Origin of the sequence: Pedobacter metabolipauper (assembly GCF_004362715.1) — a bacterium.
Taxonomy (GTDB): Bacteria; Bacteroidota; Bacteroidia; order Sphingobacteriales; family Sphingobacteriaceae; genus Pedobacter; species Pedobacter metabolipauper.
Genome location: NZ_SNYC01000004.1, coordinates 1296469 through 1321188, shown reverse-complemented (window position 1 = coordinate 1321188; position 24720 = coordinate 1296469). Strand labels below are relative to the sequence as shown.

16 protein-coding genes are annotated in these 24720 nt (G+C 43.1%); 13 read left to right on the top strand and 3 right to left on the bottom strand.

What is annotated here, in order from left to right:
- Nucleotides 1–60: 60 nt before the first annotated feature.
- Entirely contained in the window at nt 61–1248 is a 1188-nt protein-coding gene (gene kbl, locus ATK78_RS12300) for a glycine C-acetyltransferase (RefSeq protein WP_133576364.1), read from the bottom strand.
- 142 nt (nt 1249–1390) lie between these two features.
- On the opposite strand from kbl, the gene ATK78_RS12295 reads away from it, so the two are divergent.
- From ATK78_RS12295 to ATK78_RS12285, 3 genes are all read left to right on the top strand, one after another.
- Nucleotides 1391–3838 carry a DUF5686 and carboxypeptidase regulatory-like domain-containing protein gene (locus tag ATK78_RS12295; RefSeq protein ID WP_133576363.1) on the top strand — a complete coding sequence of 816 codons (2448 nt, stop codon included), beginning with the start codon at nt 1391–1393 and terminating at the stop codon, nt 3836–3838.
- Nucleotides 3839–4028: 190 nt separating this feature from the next.
- Nucleotides 4029–4406, top strand: a complete 378-nt coding sequence (locus ATK78_RS12290) for a VOC family protein (RefSeq protein ID WP_133576362.1) — start codon at nt 4029–4031, stop codon at nt 4404–4406.
- Between the two features lie 16 nt (nt 4407–4422).
- On the top strand, nt 4423–5241 hold the full coding sequence (locus ATK78_RS12285; protein ID WP_133576361.1) for a helix-turn-helix domain-containing protein: 819 nt from the start codon (nt 4423–4425) through the stop codon (nt 5239–5241).
- Nucleotides 5242–5277: 36 nt separating this feature from the next.
- Here ATK78_RS12285 and ATK78_RS12280 read toward each other — a convergent pair whose 3' ends face one another.
- Nucleotides 5278–6471: a C1 family peptidase gene (locus tag ATK78_RS12280; RefSeq protein WP_133576360.1), complete on the bottom strand. Its 1194-nt coding sequence runs from the start codon at nt 6469–6471 to the stop codon at nt 5278–5280.
- A gap of 99 nt (nt 6472–6570) precedes the next feature.
- On the bottom strand, nt 6571–7644 hold the full coding sequence (locus ATK78_RS12275) for a cellulase family glycosylhydrolase (RefSeq protein WP_133576359.1): 1074 nt from the start codon (nt 7642–7644) through the stop codon (nt 6571–6573).
- A gap of 365 nt (nt 7645–8009) precedes the next feature.
- On the opposite strand from ATK78_RS12275, the gene trhO reads away from it, so the two are divergent.
- The 10 genes from trhO to ATK78_RS12225 all read left to right on the top strand — a co-directional run bounded on the left by trhO (nt 8010) and on the right by ATK78_RS12225 (nt 24717).
- Entirely contained in the window at nt 8010–8942 is a 933-nt protein-coding gene (trhO, locus tag ATK78_RS12270) for an oxygen-dependent tRNA uridine(34) hydroxylase TrhO (RefSeq protein WP_133576460.1), read from the top strand.
- A gap of 16 nt (nt 8943–8958) precedes the next feature.
- Nucleotides 8959–11853, top strand: coding sequence for a triple tyrosine motif-containing protein (locus tag ATK78_RS12265; RefSeq protein ID WP_133576358.1), 2895 nt, complete (start codon nt 8959–8961; stop codon nt 11851–11853).
- A gap of 245 nt (nt 11854–12098) precedes the next feature.
- Entirely contained in the window at nt 12099–15128 is a 3030-nt protein-coding gene (locus tag ATK78_RS12260) for a SusC/RagA family TonB-linked outer membrane protein (RefSeq protein WP_133576357.1), read from the top strand.
- An 11-nt stretch (nt 15129–15139) separates the two neighbouring features.
- Nucleotides 15140–16630 (top strand): RagB/SusD family nutrient uptake outer membrane protein, encoded by a 1491-nt coding sequence (locus ATK78_RS12255; RefSeq protein WP_133576356.1) that lies wholly within the window; start codon nt 15140–15142, stop codon nt 16628–16630.
- 12 nt (nt 16631–16642) lie between these two features.
- Nucleotides 16643–17518: a LamG domain-containing protein gene (locus ATK78_RS12250; RefSeq protein WP_133576355.1), complete on the top strand. Its 876-nt coding sequence runs from the start codon at nt 16643–16645 to the stop codon at nt 17516–17518.
- Between the two features lie 25 nt (nt 17519–17543).
- Nucleotides 17544–19229 (top strand): glucoamylase family protein, encoded by a 1686-nt coding sequence (locus tag ATK78_RS12245; protein ID WP_243732512.1) that lies wholly within the window; start codon nt 17544–17546, stop codon nt 19227–19229.
- A gap of 9 nt (nt 19230–19238) precedes the next feature.
- A complete protein-coding gene (locus tag ATK78_RS12240; RefSeq protein WP_243732511.1) occupies nt 19239–20621 on the top strand; it encodes a glucoamylase family protein in 1383 nt (460 codons plus the stop codon).
- 27 nt (nt 20622–20648) lie between these two features.
- Nucleotides 20649–21302, top strand: a complete 654-nt coding sequence (locus tag ATK78_RS12235; protein ID WP_133576354.1) for a GDSL-type esterase/lipase family protein — start codon at nt 20649–20651, stop codon at nt 21300–21302.
- Nucleotides 21303–21309: 7 nt separating this feature from the next.
- Nucleotides 21310–23610, top strand: coding sequence for a beta-glucosidase BglX (gene bglX / locus ATK78_RS12230; RefSeq protein WP_133576353.1), 2301 nt, complete (start codon nt 21310–21312; stop codon nt 23608–23610).
- A 324-nt stretch (nt 23611–23934) separates the two neighbouring features.
- The gene (locus ATK78_RS12225; protein ID WP_133576352.1) at nt 23935–24717 is read left to right on the top strand and encodes a carboxylesterase family protein; all 783 of its coding nucleotides are present in this window, start codon (nt 23935–23937) and stop codon (nt 24715–24717) included.
- The last annotated feature ends 3 nt before the right edge of the window (nt 24718–24720 follow it).

The window sequence follows — 24720 nt, the reverse complement described above, 5'->3', positions numbered from 1 at the left end:
GAAGGGTATTTCCATGAAGAAAATGAACTCAGCTTAACAAAATTTATAAGGTAGCCGGCATTAGATTACGCCAAGTGCTTTACCTACTTTGGTAAATGCGGCAATTGCTTTGTCTAAATGGTGCTGTTCATGTGCTGCAGAGATCTGCACACGAATCCTCGCTTTACCTTGTCCCACTACCGGATAGTAAAACCCGATCACGTAAATTCCTTCTTCCAGCATTTTGGCAGCAAATTCTTGTGCCAGCTTAGCATCATAAAGCATTACCGGAACAATCGGGTGTACCCCTTCTTTGATATCAAAGCCTGCTTCAGTCATTTTCTGACGGAAATACATGGTACTGCTTTCCAGTTTATCTCTCAGGTCTGTGGTTTCACTTAAAAGATCCAGCACGGCTACAGAAGCACCGGTAATTGCAGGAGCCAATGTATTGGAGAACAGATACGGACGTGAGCGCTGGCGAAGCATGTCAATAATTTCTTTTTTACCAGAAGTAAAGCCACCGGAAGCGCCGCCTAATGCTTTACCTAAAGTACCGGTAATGATATCAATCCGGCCCATTACATTAAAGTGTTCGTGTGTACCTCTGCCTGTTCTACCCATAAAGCCGGTACAGTGCGATTCATCGATCATCACCAAAGCTTCGTATTTATCTGCCAGGTCGCAGATCTTATCTAAAGGAGCAACAACGCCGTCCATAGAGAATGCACCATCGGTTACAATAATCCGGTGTCTTGAATCTTTAGCTGCAATTAATTGTTGTTCCAGATCAGCCATATCGGCATTTTTATACCTGAAACGTTTGGCTTTACACAAACGCACGCCATCAATAATAGATGCATGGTTCAGTTCATCAGAAATAATGGCATCCTGATCGTTAAATAAAGGCTCAAAAACACCTCCATTGGCATCAAAAGCAGCGGCATATAAAATGGTGTCTTCAGTTCCAAGGAATGAAGAAAGCTTTGCTTCCAGTTCTTTGTGTACATCTTGTGTACCACAAATGAAACGTACAGAAGACATTCCATAACCATATTTATCGATTGCTTTTTTTGCAGCTTCGATAACTACAGGATGTGAAGAAAGGCCAAGGTAATTGTTTGCACAAAAGTTGATCACTTCCTGACCAGTACTGATTTTAATATCGGCACCTTGTGGGGTTACAATAATACGTTCGCGTTTAAATAAACCGTCTTTTTCTATTTGCTCTAATTCCTGTTGCAGAACCGGCTGTAATGTTTTGTACATATTTATAATAATTGATGCAACCAAAGTTATAAAAATATCATCTTCTATACGCAACCTATTATAAGGTTAGTTAACAAACTTTAACATAATAAATGTGTTTAGTCACATAACTTATCCGATATTTAGGTTCTTAATCTACGCTATGAAGTATATATACTCAACGATTTTCCTGGTAATCACCACACTTAGTTTGTCTGCACAACAGGTTAAACTTGGAGGTCTTATTAAAGACACCGAAGGTCAGCCTGTTCCTTTTGCATCGGTTTACATCAAAAACACGACTAAAGGAACCTCTGCTAATGTAGATGGGATCTATTCATTGTCAGTAGATAAAGGACAGGTAACTATTATTTACCGTGCCATTGGCTATAAAGCGTTAGAAAAAATCTTTACGATTGACGATAATACAACTCAAAATGTAACCCTAACACCAGAATCCTATTCGCTTGCAGGGGTCACGATTGCAGCCAATGCAGAAGATCCTGCTTATGAGATTATCCGGCAGGCCATTAAAAGACGAAAAGAACATTTAACAGAAGTTGATGCTTATACCGCCAATGTCTACATCAAAGGCGTGCAGAAGCTGGTTGGCGCACCAAAAAAATTCTTTGGACGGGACATCCAAAAGACACTTGACCTGGACACCAACAGAAAGGGCATCTTATATTTATCAGAATCTACATCTACGTTTGCATTTCAGCAGCCAGATCGTATTCATGAAGAAATGCTATCGTCAAAGACTGCCGGTAACAACAATGCATTCAGCTTTAACAAAGCATCAGACCTGATCATTAATTTTTACAACAATATCCTGCTGGAAAATACGCTAAGTACGCGTGGCTTTGTTTCTCCGATTTCTGACAATGCCATGCTCTATTACCGCTATAAATTATTGGGGACCACGAGCGAAAATGGGGAAACGATCAATAAGATCCAGGTTATTCCACGCAGAACGCACGACCCGGTATTTCGGGGAATTATTTACATCAAAGACGACAGCTTTCATTTGATCAATGCAGAAGTATTTTTAACCAAAGATGCTGGTATAAACCTGTTAGACACCCTAAATATTACGCAGCAATTTATTAAGATAGAAAACACCCACATGCCTTCCAACATCAATTTCCGGTTCAATGGAGATGTATTCGGGTTTAAATTTGAAGGTTATTATGTAGGTGTTTACAACAACTATAACATCCATCCTGAATTTCCAAAGAACTATTTTACCGGTGAGATTCTTAAAGTAACGAGGGCCGTTAACAAAAAAGATTCTTTATTCTGGTTAAATAACCGGCCCATTCCGCTTACCCGGGAAGAAAGCAGGGACTATGTGAGAAAAGACAGCATTGCAACTTTAAAAACATCAAAACACTATTTAGACTCCTTAGAAAAAAAGAACAATACCTTTAGCGTTGGAAAACTACTGTTAACCGGCTATACCATAAATAACAGGTATGAACGCAAGTCTTTCAGCTTCGATCCCATCCTGCCATCTATCTTTTATAATACCGTAGAGGGCTTTGCTGTAAAATATGGAATGAGCTATGTAAAACGTTTGGAGGACAGGAGTTATTACCGCATCTCTCCCAGTGCCAGGTATGGTTTCTCCAATAAGCTGTTTACCGGAAACCTGAGTGCCAATTATTACTACGATCCGGTTAAGCGCGCCAACATTTTCGGCAGCGTGGGTTCTGACATCATGGACCTTAACAATAATGGATCGATGACCTTACTGGGCAATACGATCAACTCCCTTCTTTTCGAAAGAAACTTTGCAAAGTTCTATAAAAAAGAGTTTGCAGATCTCGGCATCACGAGAGAGCTAGCCAATGGACTTCAGGGAACGATCAGTGCTGATTACTCCAGGAATACCAACCTGGTAAATACCAGTTCATTTAAGATCTCAGATAACAAAGAAAGAGAATTTACATCGAATAATCCGTTTTCACCATTAACGGAAACCCCATTATTCCCTAATTATACGTCCTTAAATGCGACGGCGTCGCTTACTTACACCATCGGTCAGAAGTACGTTACCCGGCCAGATGGGAAATTCTACGAACCCTCAAAATACCCAATTCTTACTTTAACATACAAGAAAGGGATCGAGGGGGCGCTTAACAGCGATGTAGATTATGATTACATTAGTTTGGGCATTCAGCAAAACAGGATCAGTGCCGGACTTTGGGGATATTCTTCCTTTTATCTGAGCGCCGGTAAGTTCCTGAATAACAAATCGCTTTATTTCCCGGAGTTTAAGCACTTCAGGGGTAACGTTACGTTACTTTCGAAACCAGACCCGAAGCGGTTCATGTTCCTTGACTTTTACTTGTTCAGCACAAACGATGAATATGCAGAAGCCCATTTCGAACATAATTTCTCTGGTTTGTTTACCAACAAGGTTCCATTGCTCCGCAAGTTAAAATTAGAAGAAGTTGTGGGTGTCAATTACTTGACACAGCCGATTAAAACAAACTATACTGAATTCTATTTTGGCTTGCAGCGGTTGATTTTCAGAGCCACTTATGGCTTTGCTTATGACGGCAATAAACGGGTAGAGCATGGGATTAGGCTTGCTTACGGCTTTTAAGCCGGATCTTATCGTGGGTAACAGTGGGTAAACACAGTAAAACAGTCACTTGCCTTTTCCGTTAAAATCAATCGCTTCGGTTGAATTTTTATCTGTTCAACAGGACTTCTCAACAAAGCAAAATAAGCCCTTAAAACAAAGCTACTGTGCATAAGTCGAACTATCTTTGAGTATACTAAAATTCAAAATTATGATTGATCACGTTATACTTACCGTAAGCAGTTTCGAGCGTTCAGTCGCTTTTTATACCCAGGCTTTCGGGCCACTTGGAATCACAATGGCCATGAATTTCGAGGGACAGGATGGCCATCCGGATCTTAAGGGTTTTGGAGATGGCAAGACCATATTCTTTTGGCTAAAAGAAGGTAAGTCTAACCCAGACGGAATGCATATTGGATTTGTAGCTGAAGACCATGGGCAAGTTGATGCATTTTACAAAGCTGCTTTGGAAGCCGGAGCCCAAATGATATATGAGCCAAGGATCTTCCCCGAATACTACCCAGGGTATTATGCCGCATGGGTTCTTGATCCTGACGGTTATGAGCTGGAACTTGTACATAAAAGCTAAGCTATCTTAAAGATCCATGGGCGGAAAAGAGCAAAACAGATATGCTGAAATCCTTTTGTCTTGTATAGAGGAGAAATATTTCAAGGACGAGATTGCCCTGGAGCACCATTCCTTTGCCAGGATCATTTCCGGGGAAATGAAGGTGGTACAGGCAGACCGCTCCTACCTGTTTGGACCTGGCGACACGATGTTGTTTCCTTGCAATCAATTGTCTACACTGATTAAAAACCCGAAAAACGGGCTACCCTACAAGGCTATCGTTATATTCTTCAGACCAGAAAGGCTGAAGGATTTTTACTCCAGAAATCCGCCTCAGTTTACACAAGTCGACAATTATCAGATCAAGACCTATAAGAAACACCCGCTCCTGGAAAGTTTCTTTGCTTCGCTGATCCCCTATTTTGACCTGGAAAGCGAACTTCCGGAAAAGATCATTTCGGTCAAGATTGAGGAAGCAATTACCATTCTTAGCGCCCTTGATCCAAACATAGATAACGTACTTGCAGATTTTTCCCAGGCCGAGAAGATCAATCTTGTCGATTTCATGGAGCGGAACTATATGTTCAACATGAATATGGAAAGATTTGGGCGCATGACCGGGCGAAGTCTGACCACATTTAAACGCGACTTCAAAAAGGCATTCAATAACACACCTCAAAAATGGCTCATCCAAAAAAGGCTGGAACTTGCCCATCACCAGTTGTCTAACGAGGGAAGAAAACCAATCGAGGTATATCTTGAAACCGGGTTTGAAAACCTTTCACATTTTTCCTTTGCATTTAAAAAGTACTTTGGGTACCCACCTACGTCGCAAAAAAAAGAGGCAGATCAATAATGAAGTGCCTCTTTTTATTAGAAATCTTTAATGCTACTAGATCTCTAATTTCTTTCTGATATCTGAAGGAATTCCTTTTTTATGCAGTAAAAATGCAGTGGTTTTAAACTTAACGAAGTTTTTGGTTACATATAAATAACCTTTATAGTCATTGCTGGCACCCCATGAATTTTTGACGATGTAATATTCTTTACCGTTCTGATCTTTGGCAACACCGGTAATCTGCATTCCGTGATCATCTGTAGTCTGGTATTCATCAAAAGCAGCCTGACGCAGATCTACTGTAATTTCTTTCTCCGGTTTCGGACCATTGAACATGCTTTTCTTCTCGTCATCTGTCATGGTTCCAAAATCTTTTGCAGGTACGTAAGCCACACCATTTTTCCAGCTAAAGCCTTTCTCACTAACATCGGTAGCCCATGCTACAGTATAGCCACCTTTAAGCGCGTTGTCAATAATCTTAGTGATATCGTCCATTTGCACATTGTACACCTGGTCGTATGACCAGTTATCAGGAACCATCAATACAGCCTTCTTATAATATGGAGAAGTATTGAAAGATGAAAGTTCTACATAATCTTCAGGATTGATTCCAACTACTTCAGAAGCAAATGTTTTTGGTGTATACTTTTTACCTTCATAGGTAAAGCTTTCCGGAACAGCACCCATACAAGAATCAATGGTACTTACATATTTTGCTTTCCAGTTTTTATCGAACTGACCGTCCGGAGCACCGATGGTTTTATCCAGAATGGCTTTGGTTACTTTGTTCATATTGTCTGACGACTTGCCATTTCCATAATCATTACCGGTGTATACATCCTGCGGCATTGCGCCGTATTTAGCAAACATATTGATTACATCGTGACAAGCACCACCATCACCAAGAGCAACGGATCCATGCATACGTACGTAGTTTACACCTTTTTCAACATACGCATTGCGTGCGGTGAACAGGTCAGCAAGATCTACAGGCTTTTTGCCCATACGGATCATTTCTGATTCTAAAAAGGAATTGGTGCTATAGCTCCAGCAGGTACCAGATGATTTCTGGTTTTTAACCGATGTTGCTTCCGCATTAATTACAGGCGTAAAAGTAAAGCCGCTTGTACTGTTTTCACTTTGATTGTTTTTAAGAGAATTTACAAGATTGTCTTGCGCAAAAACTGCGGTGGATCCAAGTAATAAGCCTGCTGCCAGCCACAATGATTTCAATGGTGTGTTAGTCATTTTTATTTTAGTATTAAATTTCAGTTGTGTTATGTTGATAACGCCGCAAACTTAATAATAATCTATTTAACACCACCGCATGACAGGAATGTTACAACCCTATTTGTTGGCCTGGCTTGTTAGTGATTTGATCAGCTCTGTTTCTTTCGGATCATAAGCAGTTCCATCTTTTCTAAAGATCTCGTGAAACCATAGCGGTGGCTCAGAACCATCTTTGATCGGTTCGTCCCAAGCATATTTGGTATTTGTCTTGCCATCAACCAGCCCCCAGTTAATCGCTCCGATCCTTTCCTTATACAAAATTGGAAGTATGGTTTGAAAGGTACTATTATTCCTTCTCGCCATATATTCGGTACAGATCAATGGTCTGCCTTTGGCTTTCAGTGAATCGATACGTTTTTGATGTGATGGGGCAGGATCATAATGGTGGTAGGTAATTACATCACTGTTTGCAAGCTGAAAGGCATCAAGTTCTTTTAAATTATCATGCCATATCCCGGCGGTTACCGGCTGTGAAGGGTTAATTTCCCTGGCCCAGCCAAATACGCTTTTAAGCAGGGGCATGCTCTTATTGCCATAACTTGAATTACCAGGCTCATTGTACAGGTCCCACAGTAAAATGCGTTTATCGTTACCAAAAGTCTTTAAGATATCCTGAACATATGCTTTTAAATAACCCCATTGTGCAGGGTCATCATGGGTTGATTTCAGCGGACTTCTCAGCCAGCCAGAATTATGAACACCGGGTTTAGGTGCAGGCTGAACGCCAATCTTTCCTTCTGCATTCCAGCAATCGTCAAAAAAGACAAACAAAGGCTTAATCTTATGCTTTTCCGCTATGGAGAGAAAGGTGTTGATATTCTTTTTAAATCCTTTGGCATCCTGTTTCCAGGCCAGATCATGAAGATACACACGCAATGTATTCATTCCTAACCCCTGTGCCCAGCCCAATTCTTTATCGATCACTGCCGGATCGAAGGTATCGTTTTGCCAAAATTCAAGCTGATTGATCGCATAAGCGGGCGTATAATTTGCACCAACCAACCAGGGCAGCTTAGCATACCAGGCATTAATTTTCTCTTCCGTCCATCGTTCCGCTTGCTTTTGTGCAGACAAACTGCCCGAAATAAAGAATAATACGACAACTGCAATCCGGATTTTATATTTGTTCATTTCAGTAAACTTTAGGATTCAAAATATAAATAAAATGAAATTTTTCGGCTATTTAAAAAATAAGTTGAAACAGATCATGCTTTTCTTAAACAATCTGTTATGTTGCCGATCCTCAGTTTCTATTTTCCGCTATCAGCAGTGCATCTCACTATTCCTGCTTAACTCTGATCTCTCTGGCTTAACAATATAGCTCTTAAATCGAATCTCATCCGGTTAACCATATAGCTTACTAACTCCCATCTTTCCTGTCAACCATGCAGTTCATTACTCCTGCTCTGCCCCTGCCTCTTACAATTAACAATTTGAATTATTTTTTTCTTAGCTTTGCGGCGCATTAAACGCCATTTGCAACGGTATCAATGAATATGAAAAAATTCCAGACTTTACTTTACTATTGCTATAGTTACATAGCAGACGCAGAACAATTTGCTGTCCAGCATCTTGCCTTCTGTAAATCCTTAAACCTTGTAGGCCGCATCATCGTGGCTGATGAAGGCCTTAACGGAACAGTTTCAGGTGCCAAAGAAGACTGCGAAGCCTATATGGCTGCCATCCATGCAGACGAACGCTTTGCAAAAACAGAATTCAAAATTGATGACGTAGAAGAACCTTCATTCATTAAAATGCACTGCCGCTATAAATCGGAAATTGTACATTCCGGATTAAGGGACCCCAACATCATCAATCCCAATGTACAGACCGGCAAACATTTAGAGCCTGCAGAATTTCAGAAGATGATCGGGCAGGAAGATGTGGTGATCCTTGATGTACGTTCCAACTATGAGCACAACCTGGGCAGGTTTAAAAATGCCGTTACCCTGGATATAGAGAACTTCAGGGATTTCCCGGAGAAGATCAATGAGCTTGCTAAATACAAAGACAAAAAGGTACTTACCTATTGTACTGGTGGTATAAAATGTGAAAAAGCCTCTGCCTTATTGCTGCACCATGGTTTTAATGATGTTTATCAGCTGCATGGCGGTATCATTAAATATGGTAAGGAAGCTGGTGGAGAAGATTTTGAAGGCAAATGTTATGTATTTGATAACCGGATCGCCGTTGATGTAAACACAGTAAATCCAACGGTTATATCTACCTGTTACAATTGCGGAAAGACTACGCCAAAAATGATCAACTGTGCCAATCCGGAGTGTAATGAACACATCACGCAATGTGACGACTGTGGCGAAACCCTACAGGGATGTTGTTCCATTGCCTGCACAACCAATCCGCGCAAACGGACATACGATGGCACCGGATATTATGTAAAGGTACCACAGCCCGTAGCTGTAAAATAAAACTAACCAACTATAAATGACCTGTATTAGGAAATGCTTTTTTCTGTATACGCTCTTTTTAATGTTCACCTTTAATGCCGCAGCGGATGACATCAAAAGCATCGGGGTTCCCTATGTTCAAAATTACCCGAAGTCAGTATACCTTTCCGGCAATCAAAACTGGTCGATAGCGAAAGACAAAAAAGGGGTCATGTATTTTGGCAATGCCCAGGGCCTGCTTACATATGATGGTAAGTACTGGCAGCAATATAAAATGCCAAACCGGCAAATTGTGCGGTCTGTAGCAACAGATGATCAGGGCATTATCTATACCGGAGGTTTTGGTGAGTTCGGGTACTGGTCTAATAAAAACCGGCGGCTAACGTATACCTCCCTAATTAATCTCATCCCAAAGCCGGGTACACTCAAAGATGAGATCTGGAAAATATATACCAGTAAAGACCGGGTAATCTTTCAATCTTTCTCTGCCATTTACATTTATGATCACAAAAAGATCAGCCTTGTTAAAGGAGAAAGTGCATTCCTTTTTCTGCACCAGGTGGGCAATAGATTTTATATTGAAACACTTGGCAAAGGCCTGTCTGAACTTTTGGGGAATAAACTGGTGCCCTTAAAAAATTCAGGAGCCATATCCCCTTCAGAAATACTATCCATTTTACCCTATAAGAACGGAAGTTTGCTCATTGGAACAAGTAAAAGCGGCCTCTTCATTTACAACGGACAGAGCTTTACGCCATTTAACACGCCTGCAAATGATTTTCTTAAAACATACCAGCTCAATAATGGCACCCGTGTGCTCAACAGGTACTATGCTTTTGGCAGCATCTTAAACGGGGTAATCATCATCGATGATGATGGGCGAATTGTGCAGCGGATCAACAAGTCGAGCGGCTTGCAGAACAATACGGTACTGAGTATCTATGCTGATGATGACCAGAACCTGTGGACTGGTCTCGACAATGGCATTGACCGTATAGAAATAAATTCCCCGCTCTATTTTTACTTCGACAAAAGCGGGCAGTTTGGAACCGTATATTCCAGCCTCATTTATAAAAACAACATTTACCTGGGTACAAACCAGGGGTTATTTTACAGCTCCTGGGCAAAAGGAAATGGAAATAACGCCTTCGGTTTTCAGCTAATTCCCGGCTCTCAGGGACAAGTGTGGGACCTGACCGAAATTGACGGGCAGTTACTTTGCGGACACAATGAGGGAACCTATCGGGTAAGCGGGAATACATTTGAGCGCATATCGACGGTAAAAGGCGGCTGGACCATTAAGAAGTTAAACTCCAATCCTGATTTCCTGATCCAGGGAACCTACACCGGATTGGTTCTTTACAAAAAGAATGCAGCCGGTCTCTGGACCTTTCACCATAAAATAGATGGCTTTTGGGAACCTTCAAGATACGTAGAACAAGATGAAAAGGGTAACATCTGGGTAAGCCATGCCTACAAGGGATTGTATAAGATCACTCTTAGTCCGGATTTAAAAAAGGCAAATACCGTTAAGGCCTATACGGAGAAGAACGGGCTTCCGGGCGACTATAACATCAACATATTTACCCTGGAAAACCGGTTGATCTTCTCTTCAGATCAGGGATTTTTATCCTATGATGAGATCAGCGACCGGTTTTCGAGTTACAAAACACTGAATGAAAAATCGGGCAGTTTTTCTACTTCAAATAAGATCATTGCAGCAGGTGCCCGAAAATACTGGTTCATCAACAACGGAAGAATGGGTCTTGCAGACCTGTCCATACCCGGAAAGATCCATATTGATTCCAACAGGTTCAGTATGCTGGATGGACGAATGGTGCAGTATTACGAAAATATCAGCCGCATCAGTGCCGGCATTTACCTGATCAGTGTTGATGATGGATTTGTGATCTATAATGCCATTAATGAACAAAATAAGTCCCAAAAGGTTAACCTTCCCAACGTACTCATCCGTAAAATTGAAGACGTTACAGATACATACAGCACCATTAGTGAGACAGGCAACAGCGGTTCTGAAATTGAAATACCTTTTAGCAGAAATAACATCCGCATCTCTTTTGCACTCCCCTATTACAGGCAGGCTAAGATCAGGTTCCAATATTACCTGGAAGGATATTCCAGGCAATGGTCAGACTGGAGCCCTGCATCACAAAAAGACTTTACCAATTTAAGCCGCGGCAGTTATGTATTTAAAGTACGGGCTAAGATCAATGAGGAACTGGTTAGTCAAATTACAGCATTTGAGTTTACCATATTACCCCCATTTTATGCGAGTAATTTCGCTTTTGTGATCTATTTCCTGCTGATCATTGCGCTATTGATTGCTTCCAAACGGCTGTATGAAAGGAGACTTGAAAAAGATCAGCAGGCCATTACAGATAAACTGCAGGAAGAAAAACAGGCATTTCTCAGTAAAGAAGCAGAAGCCACAGAAAAACAGATCATCAGGATCCAGACAGAAAAGCTGCAGGCAGAGCTGGCGGGTAAGAACAGGGAACTTGCAAACTCGGCCATGAGCCTGGTCTACAAAAATGAGCTCCTGCAGAAATTAAGTCAGGAGATGCTAAAACTAAAAGATTCCAGCGGGAAGCTTTTGGGAGAAGATCAATTGAGAAAGATCCAAAAGGTAATTGATGAAGGCATGAATGATGAACGGGACTGGAATCTTTTTGAGAGCAGTTTCAATGAGGCCCATGAAAGCTTCTTTAAAAAGTTAAAGACCAATCATCCCGACCTGGTACCGAATGACCTTAAGCTATGTGCTTACCTGCACATGAACATGAGCAGTAAAGAAATGGCTTCCCTGCTAAACATTTCGCTTAGGGGAGTAGAAATAAGACGGTACAGGCTCCGGAAAAAGTTAAACGTGCCGCATGATAAGAACCTTGTAGAGTTCTTAATGGTGCTGTAGCACTACATCATTACCTCTCATACCCCCAAAAACCAATACCACATTCCCCTTTTTACCCCCTGCATTTCTATGCCCTGCTTACCCGTCCTATGCAATAACAAAGGCGTTTTCTGAACCAATAACCATTTAGGTTTCCTTCTTTAAGCCAGTACACACTTCCCTATGTTGTATTAATGTAGAGGTACATTATTTGTTTTAGCCATTTAGTAGGCTGAGATTTACACCAACTAATATAAATAAACAGTATGAAACGAATCTTTACTAAATTTTCTGTTTTAACTTTCCTATGCTTTCTTTTAATCAATTCCGCATTCGCACAGAACATCACTGTTCGGGGTGTGGTTACGGACGATGATGACAAAACCTCTCTTCCAGGGGTGAGCATCCTGGTAAAAGGAACGCAAACAGGAACACAAACAGATGCCACAGGCAGCTATTCAATTAACGCACCAGCTAATGCTACACTGGTTTTTTCTTATATAGGCTACACTATAAAAGAAGTTGCAGTAAACAATCAAACCACCATTAATGTCGCCCTGGCGCCAAGCTCGCAAAGCCTGGAAGCAGTAGTTGTGGTCGGCTACGGAACACAGCGAAAGATCGATGTGACCGGTGCTGTTGCGAATGTAAAAGGAGAAGAGATCTCCAAACAAGCCTCTACAAATGCACTAAGCGCATTACAGGGGAAAGTAGCAGGCGTTCAGATCACCAATTCAGGATCACCAGGTTCATCACCACAGATCCGCATCCGTGGTGTCGGTTCTGTGTATGGCAGTGTAAACCCACTCTATGTAGTGGATGGTGTTTGGTATGATGACATCAGTTTCCTAAACCCAAATGATGTAGAAAGTATGTCTATCTTAAAAGATGCGTCTTCACAATCCATTTATGGCGTGCGCGCAGCAAATGGTGTGGTGCTGATCACTACCAAAAAAGGTAAAGGAAAAACAACCGTCAGCTATGATGGATATGTTGGCTACCAAAGAGCAACAAACCAGGTTGATATGGCCAATGGTACAGAATACGCCACACTGATCAACGAGCAGAACAGCGTTCAGCAAAAGCCGCTTTCTTTTTCAAATACTGCTCAATACGGTGAAGGCACCAACTGGCTGAATGTAATTTTAAGGGATGCTTTGCAAACCAATCACAACGTTACCGTTGGAGGCTCGGCAGAAAAATCCAGCTATAGCTTTTCTGCAGGTTATTTGAAACAGGAAGGGATCATTAAAACGAATGACTTTGAACGGTTTACCGGAAGGTTTACCGGAGATTTCACGCCTGTAGATTATATCAAATTGGGCTACAATGTAATCCTTCAATCGAACCAGTCGGCAGATCTGCCAGGTGGCATCGTTTACAAGGCCTATACCGCAGCCCCTGTTGTACCGCAATTCTATGCAGACGGAAGCTACGGCGATCCGAATGATTACCCGGTAGGATCACAGCCAAATAACCCAAGGGCACAACTCGACTTTTTTGACCAGAACTCTAAAAACTACCGCGTTACCGGTAATGTATTTGCTGAACTAAAGATCATCAAAGACCTAACCTTACGTACCAGCTTCGGTGGTGAATTTGGAAACGGAGAGGTAGTTGGCTATAACCCGGTCTATAAGGCCACACAGGTTCAGAGAAACGACAATAGCTTACTGAGCATTTCAAGAGCGGAGACCCGCAACTGGATCATTGAAAATACATTAACCTATAACAAGATCCTTGGTGATCACCGGTTTACCCTGCTTGCTGGTCAGACTGCACAGCGGTATAAATCATATGCCCTTACTGCTTCTGCCTATAATGTTCCGAACACCAGGGATGGCGACCGGTATTTAACATTAGGCACACCAAACGGACAGAATGCGCAGTTTCCAAGAAGCATTAACGATAGTGGCGACATGTCTACTGCAGCTTCTTATTTTGGAAGGGTAAACTACTCCTTTAAAAACCGGTATCTGTTAAATGCATCTTTGCGTGCAGATGGATCCTCTAAATTTACGGGAGATCAGCGATGGGGTTACTTCCCTTCAGTGGGTGCCGGATGGATCATCAGTGATGAAGATTTCATGAAAGACCAGAAGCTGTTCAACACCTTAAAATTCAGGGGTAGCTTTGGTATCGTCGGAAATTCAGGCGTACCTACCAACCTATCAACCATACTGGTAGATCAAAAAGGACAATTTACCGCCATTTATAACGGGCAGCCTGCACAAGGCGGAAGCATCACTTCTATTGTCCCTCCTGTTACCTACTGGGAAAAAGGACAGGGTATAGATTTGGCCGTCGAGGGTACCTCATTGAATAACCGGTTGAATTTTGAGCTGGACTTTTATGAGAAAAAGACCTTAAACGGTATTTTTGATATTCCGGTACTGGGTTCTATCGGTACTTCCGGAAGTTCCATCATTGGAAACCAGGCTTCCTTCCGCAACAGAGGGGTTGAATTAACCCTTGGCTGGAACGAAAAACTGGAGAATGGTTTCTCTTACGCACTAAATGGTAACTTCAGCATCAACAACAATACGGTATTGTCGACAGAGACCGGTGCAAACCCAATTTTTGCCGGTGGTAGTGCTGCTACCAGCGGATTGCTGAGCACACGTACCATTGTTGGACAGCCAATCGGGCAGTTCTTCGGCTTACTGGTTGATGGCATCTTCCAGAATACAGCAGAAATTGCCAATTCCGCACAAAGCGCCAGCGCCCGTCCGGGTGATTTCAAATATGCAGACATCAATGGTGACGGAATCATCAACCTGAAAGACCGGGTGTCTTTAGGCAATCCAAGCCCAAAATATACTTATGGCTTTAATACCTCATTCGCCTACAAAAACTTTGACCTGGCGGTAGACTTCCAGGGTGTTGCAGGTGTAAAAGTATACAATGCAAACAAAGGATTGAGATTTGGTGCGGAGAACTATTCAAAAGACTTCTTTGACAACCGCTGGCATGGAGAGGGTACTTCAAATTCCTACCCAAGTGCAGATATTGGCGGTGGACAAAATGCAAATCCAAACTCGTGGTACGTAGAAGATGGCAGCTACTTCAGGATCAGGAACATTCAGCTTGGGTATAATTTACCTGCCAGCTTAATGTCCAAATTAAAACTACAGCGGATCCGTGTATTTGCTGATGCACAAAATGCATTTAATTTCTTCAAATACACAGGCTTCTCGCCAGAGGTATCCGGAGGTAATCCTGTAAATGCGGGTATCGACAATAGCGTATATCCATTGTCTGCTACCTACCGTTTTGGTCTGAATGTAACTTTTTAATCCGCAGAATCATGAAATTTAATATAAAAAACAACTCCGTTTCTAAACGCCTTGCCTTCGCTGCATTAAGCGTACTGGTACTTTCGCAAGGATGTAAAAAGAGCTTTTTAGAAGTCGACCCCCAGGGGAAACCACAGGCTACAGAATTCTGGAAAAATCAGGAAGATGCATCTAAAGCTGTAAATGCGATGTATGCAAACCTACGCAGCTGGGAAAATACGGCATTTGCCCCAATTGCAATAGAGAGCATGGGATCTGATGAAGCAGAAAAAGGCAGTATTCCAAGTGATGCACCTTTCCACAATAACTTTGACAATTTTACAGCAACCTCCACAGAAGGACAATTGAAAGACTTCTGGAAAGGACAATATCAAAACATCAACCTGGCCAACCAGATCCTGGGCAATGTTCCAGGGATCAACATGGATGCCACTCTTAAAAGCAAATATCTTGCTGAGGCCAAATTTGTAAGGGCCTACTCTTACTTTAGGCTGGTAAGGGCATTTGGTGATGTCCCTTTGCGTTTAAGCCTGCCAAAAGATGCGAGCGAATACAATCTGCCGCGTACCCCTAAAGCACAGGTATGGGCAGCTATTGAAACTGATCTTTCAGAGGCCGCAGCAGTACTGCCTCCAACAAATGTAACGGCAGACATTGGCCGCATTACCAGGGGAGCGGCACTGGCCTTGCACGCCAAGGTATCGATGTACCAGCAAAAATGGGATCAGGTACTGGCACTTACCAATACCGTGATGGGTATGGGCTACAGCCTATTTCCAAGCTTTGAGGGTACGTTTAGAATTCCGAATGAAAACAACTCAGAGTCTGTATTCGAAATACAGGCCCAGCTGGTTCAGTCCATTGCCGATGCATCCAGCAGCCAGTACTCACAGGTTCAGGGTGTAGCTGGCGTTAACTGGGGCGGATGGGGTTTTAACATCCCAACACAAGCGCTTGTTGATGCGTTTGAGACCGATGACCCAAGAATGAATGCAACCATCATTTTCCGTGGAGAAACCACACCACAAGGCGATGTGATTCCAGCTACTGGTGCGAATCCGATGTACAACCAAAAATCATACGTGCCTTCCAGTTATTTCGTGAATGGATTTAACCAGGGTGCTGATCAGAATGTACGGGTAATCCGCTATGCAGAAGTCCTGCTGATGAATGCAGAGGCTGCCAATGAGCTGAATGATCCAGCAAAAGCCAAATTATCGTTAAATGCAGTCCGGTTACGCGCCAGACAAGGCAATCCGCTCATCCTGGCAGATGTAACGACAAGTGATAAAGTATTGCTTAGAACAGCCATCTGGCATGAAAGACAAGTAGAGCTGGCTATGGAATTTGACCGTTATTTTGATGTGATCCGTCAGGGACGTGCCTTAGCCATTTTCGGCCCTAAAGGCTGGAAAGCAAATAAGAATGAAGTATGGCCAATTCCTGCTGATGAGATTGATCTTAGTGCAGGAGTATTGACACAAAACCAAGGTTACAACTAAACCATCAACACCATGAAATTATTTAAAAACAACATAAGATTAACGCTGGGTAACCTGGCGTTAATCGCAACATGCTCTGTATTCTCCATCTTCGCTGGATGCCAGGAAGAGGCAAATGATTACGCCCCACAGCAGCCTGCTATCGATGGCTTCGTGTTTGCAGACGATGTAGCACCTGCTAATTTAGTGGCGCACTGGGATTTTGAGAATACCACCAAAGAGAAGAAAAGCGGAATGGAAGGCGTGGCTACAAACATCTCCTATGCCGAAGGAATTAAAGGAAATGCGTATAAAGGCAGCAGCAATGGATTTGTAACCTATGCAACTACGCCAGGCACCAACCTGAAAGACCTGAACAGCTTTACCACTACCTTATGGATCAAGACCGACCGGCATACCGGAGGTGCACAAGCTGTATTTATGCTGCCAAGAACAAGTGATTTTTGGGGCAACCTGTTCTTTACCATAGAAGGCAACAGCACTACAGATGACAAAATGCTGGTTAAAACACATTTTGGCGGTCAGTGGGCAGAATTTACAAATGACTTAAGGATCAATGGTATTTATGGAAAATGGACACATTTTGCCTTTTCGTACGATGCGGCAACCTCTAAATATACCATGTATGTAAACGGTACGGCATTAACGATCCCGGTAAGCATGTCTGACCGCAAGAACGGAACCGCTCCGCTTGGCAACATCACCATGACGGATGCATCCCGCTTTATCATTGGCGGTTTTCAGCAGCAGCTGGGTACCCCATGGGGTACTCCAGACTCCTGGATGCTCCCATATACCGGAATGCTGGATGAAATGCGTATTTACAATAAAGCCCTTGCCGCTACAGAAGTAGGTGCAATTTATAAACTGGAAGCAAAAGGCAGGTAGCCTTTTGCCCTAAACCCCATTCGTGATGATGATCCGTACCTATTGTTATGCTGCCTTTGCCGTCTTGCTGCTGCTGGTATCCTGTAAAAAAGATGAACAGGATACCGTAGTAGATCCGCCTGATCCAACTCCGGTATCATTCACTTTCACTGCATTAAAAGTAAATGAACTGAGTGCGGGTTTCAGTTACTATGGAATCATCCGCAATTCTGTATTCAAAATCTCCTTTTCTGAAGCAATCGATAAAACTACGATTGAAGGCTCAGAGGGCGGGATTACGCTGAAAGACAAGAACAATACGGCGGTGGCCCTGACTATTACGTATGCGGACGACAATAAAACCGTGATCATCACACCAAAAACACCATTACTGCCAGTAACCAAGTATTTTCTGGATGCAACAACACGGTTAAAATCGGCCAGAGGCGGCAGTCTGCTCAGCGGCATTACGGCGAATTTTGTTACCGAAGTAGATCCGGCTAATAAATTTCCGGAAATTTCTGATGAAGCCCTGCTTACGCTGGTACAGCAGCAAACCTTTAAATACTTCTGGGACTTCGGGCATCCGGTAAGCGGAATGGCCCGCGAAAGAAATACATCTGGAAATACGGTAACTACAGGCGGAACCGGATTTGGCCTGATGGCCATCATCACCGGCATCCACCGCAATTTCATCAGCAGGGCTGAAGGTTTGGCGAGGCTCCAAAAGATCATTGGCTTTCTAAAGACAGCGGATCGTTTTCATGGTGCCTATCCGCACTGGATAGACGGCAATACCGGAAAGGTCATTGCTTTCAGCACAAAGGATAACGGTGGTGATCTTGTAGAAACCTCTTTTCTGATGGAGGGACTACTTACCGTACGTCAGTATTTCAACGCTGCAGATGCTGCTGAATCTGCACTAAGAGCGGACATCAATGCACTATACGGTGCCGTAGAATGGGACTGGTACCGTAAAGACAACAGCAATACCTTATACTGGCACTGGAGCCCCAATTTTAATTGGGAAATGAATGTACCACTCCGGGGATGGAATGAAGCCCTGGTTACTTATGTTCTTGCCGCTTCGTCTACTACGCATTCCATACCTAAAGCAGTGTACGACAGCGGATGGGCCAATGGCGGTTCCATCAAAAACGGAAACAGTTATTACGGTGTACAGCTGCCCTTAGGGCCGGCAAGCGGAGGCCCCTTATTCTTTGCACACTATTCCTTTCTGGGCATCAACCCGATGGGCCTAACCGATGCCTATGCCAATTATGAAACTCAAAACAAGGCACACGCGTTGATCCATTATAATTACTCAAAAGCCAATCCTAAGAACTTTTTTGGCTATGGTGAAAATTGCTGGGGACTAACCGCCAGTGATGACATCAATGGTTACCTGGCGCATGAACCGGCGAATGACAATGGTGTCATCTCTCCTACTGCAGCCCTGGCTTCTTTTCCATATACCCCGGAAGAGTCCATGAAAGCACTGAAGTTCTTTTACTACAAGCTTGGTGACAAGATCTGGAATGAATACGGTTTTACCGATGCCTTCTCCTTACATGATACCTGGTTTGCCACCTCAACACTCGCAATAGATCAGGGACCTGTTATTGTGATGATCGAAAATCACCGCAGTGCATTGTTGTGGAACTTATTCATGAGCTGCCCTGAAGTAAAAACAGGAATGAAAAACCTTGGCTTTTCAAGTCCTAAATTATAATTTTAATAAATGACCATTGATATGAACCCGCAGCACTTCTCTTCTTTCCGAACGCAAATCTCTTTTCTTATTCTATTCCTTTTTAGTATGGGTGCATCTGCACAGAAAAAAGAAGCGGTTAAGATCCAGATCAAACCAGAACTAAAGATTCAGAAAGACCTGAGTGATGAGCAGCTGCTGGACCTGGTACAAAAGCAAACCTTCCGTTATTTCTGGGATTTTGCCCATCCGGTAAGCGGACTGGCCAGGGAAAGAAGCAATGTGGCCTTTGATTATGGGAATGAAGTGGTTACCACGGGCGGCACAGGCTTTGGCGTTATGGCTACCATTGTGGCTACAGAACGTAAATGGATTACGAGAGACAGTGCGTCCCGGTTTTTATTGAAAATGGTAAAATTCCTGTCCAAAGCAGATGCCTATCATGGTGTATTTCCGCATTGGTTAAACGGTGCTACCGGAAAAACCATTGCATTTAGCCGTAAAGATGATGGAGCGGACCTGGTAGAGTCGTCCTATCTTTTTCAGGGCCTGCTTACCGTTCGCCAATATTACAATGCCGATAACCCGGTTGAGAATGAGTTGAGAAACCGCATCAGCTGGCTTTGGGACGAGATTGAATGGGACTGGTTTACCCGGGGCGGCGAAGAGGTTCTTTACTGGCATTGGAGTCCGAATAATGGATGGGCAATGAACTTTCCCTTACGGGGCTACAATGAATGTCTGATCACTTATGTGCTGGCGGCATCTGCAAAACGTTATCCTGTACCAGCGTCGGTATATCACCGCGGCTGGGCACAAAGTAATTTCTTCCTCAACGGAAAAACCTTTTACGATCATAAACTCCCATTAGGCTTTAACTATGGAGGACCACTATTCTTTGCTCATTATTCGTTTCTGGGGCTTGATCCCCGCGGCCTTAAAGATCAATATGCCGATTACTGGGAACAGAATAAAAACCACACGCTGATCAACCGCGCCTATGTGCTGGAAAATCCTAAAAAATTTAAAGGATACGGGGCCAGTAGCTGGGGCCTAACGGCCAGCGACAGCTGGCAGGGCTATGCTGCCCATTCACCCTCAGAAGATCTGGGCGTGATTACACCAACAGCAGCCCTTTCATCATTCCCGTATACACCTGAATATTCGATGCAGGCACTGAAACATTTTTATTTCGACCTTGGCGATAAGATCTGGTCCGAGTATGGCTTTACCGATGCCTTTAGTGAAGAACACAATTGGTATGCAAAATCGCATTTGGCGATTGATCAGGGGCCTATTATCGTGATGATCGAAAACTACCGCAGCGGCTTGCTCTGGAAATTATTCATGAGTGATCCGGCCATCCAGAACGGATTACTAAAATTAGGTTTTAATACTTCTGCAATAAAATAGTATTTTGATGGCCTAATAAAAATAATCATGAAAAAGATCATTACCGCATTCGTTCTAGCCGTATTCGTTTCGCTGCAAACCACTGCACAAGACAAACCCTTTTGGAATGAGATCCAGAATTTTAAAAAGCAGGACAGCCTGTCCAGGCTTAAAAAGAACAGTATCGTTTTTATCGGCAGTTCTTCTTTCCGGATGTGGAATGATGCAGAGACCATCTTCAAAAAATACAACGTGATCAACCGCGGTTTTGGCGGCTCCGGCCTCAAAGATGCCAATGACTATATCAAAGAGCTGGTACTCGATTATAAACCGAAACAGGTTGTTATTTACAGCGGAGAAAATGACATTGCAAGTGGCGTAAGCGGAAAAGAAACTTTTGAACGCTTCAGTACTTTTTTCAACAACATCCGTACCCAGCTCCCAAAAACAAACATCGCTTACGTTTCCATGAAACTAAGCCCTTCGCGCATTCAGTTTGCCGAAGAACTTCTTAAAGCCAATGCGCTGATCGAAGAATATATAAAAACACAGAAAAACGCATCTTACATAGACATTACCAGCAAAATGCTGGACAGTGCAGGCAAATTGAGACCTGACTTATTTCTTAATGATATGCTTCACATGAACCCAAAAGGTTATGCCATCTGGCAGGAAGCCATCACACCTTACTTAATCAAATAAAAACACCATGAAACCAACCTGCTTATTTATCTTTTCGATCGTACTGAGCTGTACAGCTGCATTTGCACAACAGAAAAAAACTGTATCAGCGGCTGACCTTAAAATGAACACCTTCATTAGCGGACTGATGTCTAAAATGACACTTGATGAAAAGATAGGCCAGTTAAATTTACTGACGGGCGGCGAGGCCACTACCGGATCTGTAGTAAGCAGCGACGTGGAAAGTAAAATAAAAAAAGGTCAGGTTGGTGGAATGTTTAGTTTTACTACTCCGCAAAAGATCCGCAAGGCACAGGAAATTGCCGTTCAGCAAAGCCGGTTAAAGATCCCTATTATTTTTGGGCAGGATGTGATCCATGGTTACAAAACCACTTTCCCCATTCCATTGGCACTATCCTGCAGCTGGGATTTGGCATTAATAGAGAAAACTGCGCGGATAGCCGCTGTTGAAGCGAGTGCTGACGGGTTAAACTGGACCTTCTCTCCGATGGTTGACATTTCCAGGGACCCGCGCTGGGGAAGGATCTCTGAAGGATCAGGAGAAGATCCCTACCTGGGTTCTAAAATAGCACGCGCCATGGTAAAGGGATACCAGGGTGACGACCTTTCGAGATACAATACCATCATGGCCTGTGTAAAACACTTTGCGCTTTATGGAGCTGCAGAGGCCGGAAGGGATTACAATACAACAGACATGAGTTTGGACAGGATGTACAATGACTACCTCCCGCCCTATAAAGCAGCAATAGACGCAGGAGCAGGAAGCATCATGACTTCTTTTAACGATATTAATGGTGTACCGGCAACGGCCAACAAATGGCTGATGACAGATCTGTTACGCAAGCAGTGGGGCTTTAAAGGTTTTGTAGTTACCGATTACACGGCCGTAAATGAACTGATGGACCATGGCCTTGGTAATCTGCAAACGGTATCTGCACTTTCATTAAATGCAGGTGTGGATATGGATATGGTTGGCGAAGGATTTTTAACCACCCTAAAGAAATCCGTACAGGAAGGTAAGGTAAAGGCTGCACAGATAGACATTTCGTGCCGTCTGGTACTGGAAGCAAAATATAAACTGGGCTTATTTGCCGATCCGTTCCGCTATTGCGATGAGGAACGTGCAAAGACCGAGATCTTAAAACCGGAGCATCTGCAGTATGCCCGTCTGGCAGCAGGACAATCCTTTGTCTTATTAAAAAATGACAACCAGACCCTTCCGCTTAGAAAAACAGGAACAGTTGCCGTAATCGGTCCATTGGCAAACACAGGTACAAACATGCCGGGAACCTGGAGTGTAAACAGTGATCTTGCCAGTACTGCATCCTTAATTGACGGGATGAAAGCAACTTTGGGATCATCCGTTAAGATCCTGCACAGTGTGGGTGCCAACCTGGTTGCTGATGAGGCTTACCAGAAAAGGGCCACCATGTTTGGCCGTGATATCCCGAGGGACAACCGCCCTGAAGAAGAGATCATCAAAGAAGCGGTGGAAGTGGCTAAAAAGTCGGACGTGGTGGTTGCCGCGCTTGGCGAAGCCTCTGAAATGACCGGAGAAGCTTCCAGCCGTACCAATCTCGAAATACCAGATGTTCAAAAACGTTTGCTGCAGGCACTGCTTAAAACAGGAAAACCTGTTGTACTCGTATTGTTTACCGGTCGTCCGCTGGCCATAAAGTGGGAAGATGAAAATGTACCCGCCATCCTGAACGTTTGGTTTGGTGGTACAGAAGCCGCTGCTGCCATTACCGATGTCTTGTTTGGTGATGTAAATCCATCCGGAAAGCTAACCGCAACATTCCCTCAAAACGTAGGACAGGTGCCCTTGTATTACAGCCACAAAAATACAGGCCGCCCGTTACAAAACGGCCAGTGGTTTAGCAAGTTCAGATCCAATTACCTGGATGTAAGCAACGACCCTTTATATCCGTTTGGATATGGCCTCAGCTATACTTCTTTTGCCTATAGCCCCATTAAACTAAGCAATGAAAGCTTTAAAATGGGTGGTTCCATTACGGTAAGTGTTGCCGTAACCAATACAGGTCTAAGAGAAGGAAAAGAAGTGGTGCAGCTATATACTCAGGATCTGGTTGGCAGTTCCACCCGTCCGGTAAAAGAACTCAAGAACTTTCAGAAGATCAGCCTGTTTCCTGGCGAGACTAAAACCGTAACATTTACGATCAGCGCGGATGATTTAAAGTTCTACAATTCAAGCCTGAAATATGCCGCAGAGCCGGGCGACTTTAAAGTCTTTATCGGAACCAATTCCAGAGACGTTAAGGAAGCTAAATTTAAGCTCACACTTTAAGTTGCATTGTGCTTTAATTGTATTGTACTTTAATTGTATGGTGTTTTTAGTTGCATTGTGCTTTAATGGCATTGTACTTTAATTGTATGTTCTTCAAATCTCAAATGTTCTAAACGTTTATTATTCGGTATAACCAGAATTCAGGAATGTTGAAATATGGCAGCGATACAGGGCTCAAATCGCTCTTATCATTTTCAAATTCAGGAATATTTAATATCCTGAAATAAGTTCTGATGAGAACTGGCTCGGAAAAAGGAATTCAGGATAAATAACCATGGCGGATGAAGTTTGGTAAAAGATCAAAGAATTAACTAGATTAGTACAATGAAAACATTGAAATTAATTGCCTCAATCACATTTCTGTTTTACGGAATAGTTGTAAATGCACAAGATTTAAAGAAATATGACAGCGGGAATTACATTAATGGTAAAGACAGCATCTACTACCGGATCTTATTTCCGGAGAATTTTGATGCAAAGCAACAATATCCGATCCTTTTCTTCTTGCATGGCCGCGGGGAAAGCGGCACTGACAACCAGAAGCAACTTAACAACGGTGGTAAGTTATTCTTAGATCCGGCATTCCGCAAAAAGTTCCCAGCCATTGTGGTGTTCCCGCAATGCAGCAATCAAAGCTACTGGGCAAATGTGCAGATCAATACGCAGGGTGGTAAACGTGAGTTTAACTTCGTAAAGGGAGGTAAGCCAACGCCGCCGATGCATGCGGTATTGGGAATGATCGACAATTTTCTGGACAAGCCATTTATAGATAAAAAAAGGGTATATGTTGGCGGACTATCTATGGGAGGCATGGGAACTTATGAACTGTTAAGGCGTAAGCCTAAAACCTTTGCCGCTGCATTTGCCATCTGCGGAGGCGATCACATTGCCAATGTTCAGAAGTACAAGAAGGTGCCTTTATGGATTTTTCACGGAGAAAAAGATGATGTAGTGCCAGTCGTATTTTCAACAAAGATTGCCGATCAGCTTAAGGTATTGGGCAAAACGCCAAAGATTACGCTGTATCCAAATGCCAACCACAATAGCTGGGACTCTGCGTTTGCAGAGCCCGAACTAATGCCCTGGTTATTTGCACAGCACAACTAAAAA